The organism is Flavobacterium sp. (genome assembly GCF_044348915.1).
Classification (GTDB): Bacteria; Bacteroidota; Bacteroidia; order Flavobacteriales; family Flavobacteriaceae; genus Flavobacterium.
The window spans coordinates 1-4,315 of record NZ_JBIKRX010000162.1 but is presented as its reverse complement, the minus strand read 5'-3'; the positions used below and the strand labels follow the sequence as shown (position 1 = coordinate 4,315).

The 4,315-nt window shown below is 42.6% G+C and carries 4 protein-coding genes; 3 read left to right on the top strand and 1 reads right to left on the bottom strand.

Annotation, left to right across the window (positions count from 1 at the left end; all coding sequences use genetic code 11):
- From ACIQ1E_RS14395 to ACIQ1E_RS14385, 3 genes are all read left to right on the top strand, one after another.
- A partial coding sequence (locus tag ACIQ1E_RS14395; protein ID WP_396172093.1) for a hypothetical protein occupies positions 1–974 on the top strand: 974 nt, incomplete at its 5' end.
- A gap of 12 nt (positions 975–986) precedes the next feature.
- Positions 987–1,550 (top strand): hypothetical protein, encoded by a 564-nt coding sequence (locus ACIQ1E_RS14390; protein WP_396172091.1) that lies wholly within the window; start codon positions 987–989, stop codon positions 1,548–1,550.
- A 56-nt stretch (positions 1,551–1,606) separates the two neighbouring features.
- A complete protein-coding gene (locus ACIQ1E_RS14385) occupies positions 1,607–2,548 on the top strand; it encodes a PD-(D/E)XK nuclease family protein (protein ID WP_396172089.1) in 942 nt (313 codons plus the stop codon).
- A gap of 5 nt (positions 2,549–2,553) precedes the next feature.
- Here ACIQ1E_RS14385 and ACIQ1E_RS14380 read toward each other — a convergent pair.
- A partial coding sequence (locus tag ACIQ1E_RS14380) for a hypothetical protein (RefSeq protein ID WP_396172088.1) occupies positions 2,554–4,315 on the bottom strand: 1,762 nt, incomplete at its 5' end.

Sequence of the window (4,315 nt, the reverse complement as noted above, 5' to 3'; positions counted from 1 at the left end):
GTATGAATGATCGCATGTTGGATTCAGTCAAGGTGTTCTCCTTCCTCAATCGATGGTTCATCTTTAAACGTCAAGGCGGTGTAGAAGCGGTGGCCCCTCCCATCGAATTATTAGAGCCAGAAGTACACGACGCACTAGAAGAGGCCGCTGTAGTAGATGATGAAAAGGTAGAGGTAGAAGCTCCTTCTGGATTCCGTCTTCCTCCTCGCGATAAGATGTGGGAAGCGCAGCAGGTCTTTGCCTTTGGAATGGATGCCGTTCGTAAAGACATTCTTCGAGTAATCGATCCAAAAGGAAAACCAGATGCCAACATCGGTCGATGGATGTCTCTTGCTGCTCCCTTTCCCATTCCTGACCCCATGCCTAATCTGGATGACCCCTCTGCTGTTCCCTTGCCCGATGGCGCGATTCTCTATCCAAGCGTTGAGCATTACATTGCTGGTATGAAACTCAAACACGCCCTCATGGTACCACGCCGACCAGGTGAACCTGACCTAGGGCAACTTATCATGAGTATGGATGGCGATATCCATCAAAAAGCGGAAAAGAAACGCCGTGAGGCAATGCAAGCGAAGAAATTTCTGCCCGAATCAGATGACGACTATAAATTGCTTGTCAAAGAAGCACAGGAGGTACGCAAGTTCTTTACCACTCGCAAACAGTTGAACCAATATAAGGCTGACATTTCAGATGATAAATGGTTTCCTATCCGAGATAAATATCTACATGACGCACTCCGCTATCGATTCAAGTTCGATGCACGATTTCATGCCGCAGTGACAGCTGCTAAAAATGATAAAAAATACCTTCTTCATACAAAGACTTCAACGAACAGTAACATCAATGAGGCCAGTGAAGCAGTCGAGGGATCTGCCTCCGAACTGTATGGCAAACGTGATGTAAGTCGTAAAATTATCCTTGGAAAAAATAAAGTCGGGTTAATGCTGATGGAAATTGCGGGATTTCAATTCTAAGAATCATATAGAATGGGTATCAATCGTAGTAAACCTCAAGTGGATTACTACACTGATTCCTATCACATTACTGATACATTTTCGAATCATCTTGAATGGAAAGATACTGTAAAGCGGTTGAATCACAGACATTATTCATCTTTTATATATGAACGAGTAAACGTGCCTGAAAGATTTGGTAGTCAACCTTATGTTATCTATGTGATATATGACACTGAAACCAAAAATAGTATTCAAAAAGAAGCATACGATCAACCTTACGTTACTATATGTAATTGTATTTTTGTATTATGCGCACGTACCAATTTTAATCTTCATACTGATTTTTCCATTCCTCAGTATGAACAACCCTCTTCCTATTTTTCTCGTTTATGGGATTCCCCAAAACCAGATCGGCTGTTATGGTCTACTCGTCAAACCTATGTTGCTCTTGGATTCATCATTGCCGCATGCGCGGAAGAATCGATTCCATGCGTATCAGTTGACGCATTTCATAGTGAATCCATCGCATCTCTACTTGATCTTCCCTCTCATTTAGTCCCTACTGCACTTCTAACCATTGGCGCACCTGATTGAATCCATATCATAAAAATTGATGTTTTGTATCTCCAATACAATACATCAGTTCCAATATGCCGCATCACGCCTGGCAACGTTTAACGCAAATCAATCGTCATCCACGAGACGCGCACATCGCATTTGATGAGCCCACTCATAAATATTATGTAAACGGTACATGTAAGGGAAATATCTCCTGTACTGGATTTGTTCACGAATTCTTCGGTCACTTTGATGCTAAAAAAATTATCACTAAAATGCGTAAGGGGGCGAACTGGGCGAATAGTAAATACTATGGAAGAACCGATGAAGAGATCATGGCAGAATGGGCTTCAAATGGAAAAGAAGCGTCCTCAGCAGGAACAGCCATGCACTTTGCGATTGAGCAATTTATGCACGGGGCACTTGAAGAAATTGACCCTGTTGTGATGAATACACCAGAATGGAGATACTTCATGAAATTCTGGAAAGAGTGCGGCGATGATTTGGAGCCTTATCGCAGTGAATGGGAAGTCTTCACCGATAGGCTTGACTTGCCTGCGTCCCAACACAGGGAAGATGCTCTTGATTCTCCTGCGTCTGAACGCAAAATTAAACTATGTGGCTCGATTGATATGGTCTATCGCCGTAAATCAGACGGAAAATTTGTCATTTATGACTGGAAGCGCTCAAAAGAAATAAAATCAGATAATCCTTTCGGCTCAGGTCTGGCTCCACTGGATCACTTACCTGATACGAATTATTGGCATTACACCTTACAGCTCAATGTTTATAAATGGATTCTAGAACAATATTATGGTCTCGAAGTTGCAGATTTGTACTTGGTCATTCTTCACCCTGACCAGCCCTCCTACCGTCGCATGCGTCTCAATATCTTGACGGATGAGGTGGAGGACATGATTGAATGTCGCCGCCGAGCAGTAGAAGAAGGATGTAAACAATCCGTCGTACTTCCTGTTCCAGAAGCTGAAGAAGAATATACGAAACCACTTGCTGGCTTTTCCTTTCAGTTTTAGACTATCTAGAGAGCAGAGGCAGCAACAGATGACTTTGGAGCGACACGCGGTCCTCTTTTTTGTGCCGCTTGTACGACTAATGGTACTGGAAGGACTACTGGATTTCTGCCAATCTCAACGGGTGGGGCTGCTGCAGGGATAGCCTGTTTTAGTCGCATTTGAACCAAACCAGCTGACTTCCATCGTTCATTGACAGCAGATGGTAGACTTGATAAATGAACGGTTGCTACACCATCTTCTTCTACCAGTATACCCGCTTGTCCTGGTAAAAAGACAAGAATCGTTACAGCATGAAAAATACCAATCGCCGGCCGTGCGAACATGACTTCTTTTTCATTCTCTGGTATATCACCTGTTAGGTTTATCATGCCAATTGGTTTGGAAGTATTTCGAACATACTGAATAAGAGCATTCTTATTGAAGCGTGTTGCATTTTCTTCTAGTTCCAGTTGTCCTAGGGTGAGACCTAGAATAGCAGTAAACGGCAAGAGTGACTGTCCCGAATTCGGGGGACTACGTAAACGCAATGATGTCTCTCCTAGAATAGCCTGAAGAGCGACAGGCATCTCTCCTTCTGGAATTTTTCGATCATTCTCAACGGCTTCTCGCGATTGTTCTTCGTAATATTGTGGCTCTTCTGGTATAACTTTAGCCCAATCAAGACGCAATAAATTGGTCCATGTCGGCGAAGATTCTGGAATAATATATTGATCGCCATCGCGAATTGGTTCCATAATCGCTACGATAGAAGATATTTCACCCTTCATCAATTGATTTCTTCGAACGGGGAATCGCACGAGCTCATCAATCACTCGTTTCGTATACAACTCGGGTGTACTCACCGCACGTTGACCGGGTGTATCACTTAGTTCCGTTGTTTCTTTCACATGTAACAGACACCGTCCTTCTTCTTCTTTCCAATGACATGAACCAGTACACGATTCAGGGCTTTCAATCAATCGACAATCTTTACGCAAAAATGTTGTCGATCCCTTATCCCAATTCTCTTTATCTGGATAAAACCACGACAGAAGAGTGGAGGACAAAAAGATATACAACCGCTTTCTTCGCTCAAATTCAGGAAGATCATTATTAAAAATAATCTCTTCAATTCCCTTTCGAATAGTAGGTCCCGCTTTTTCTCCAGTGATCCAATTGGATACCATCAATCTAAATTGACGATACGACTCTTCCCATTCTTTATAAGATGATGTACGATCAATCTCTGGATCCGATCCGCATCGCTCTTCTGATGACCGAAGCTCTGTAAATGACTTCCAATTCTGATCGTTTTGTTTTGATATCATTCCTTCCAATTCTCGATCAACTTCCCATTCAAAATGTTTGACCGACACAAATCCGATCTGAGAGGCTTTCATTAATGTATCTAATGCAGTCTCGTCACGAGGTCCAGCCACTGGCACATAGAGACTATTCTCCAACTGAATGGCAACAATATCAGACCCGCGGCGAGCCACATTCTTCACACGATATCCAGGATAGAGTGAAAAGAGCGGTTCTAATTCACGCTGATAATATCCAATAACATCTTCTACTGGTGCTGCCTTGAACTCATCCCAGTCCAAATAGATATTTTTAATGGAGAACGTGTGTGAAATGGATACAACTCCATCATCTACCACAGGCAATGCGACCAAGAAACTAGAACCTGCTTTGATACGAAAGGTAACACCTACTAAATGATTATAACTATCTTTGATGACTCCGTCTGGACGATATAATGTGGACTCGATTGCTTTTGATAAT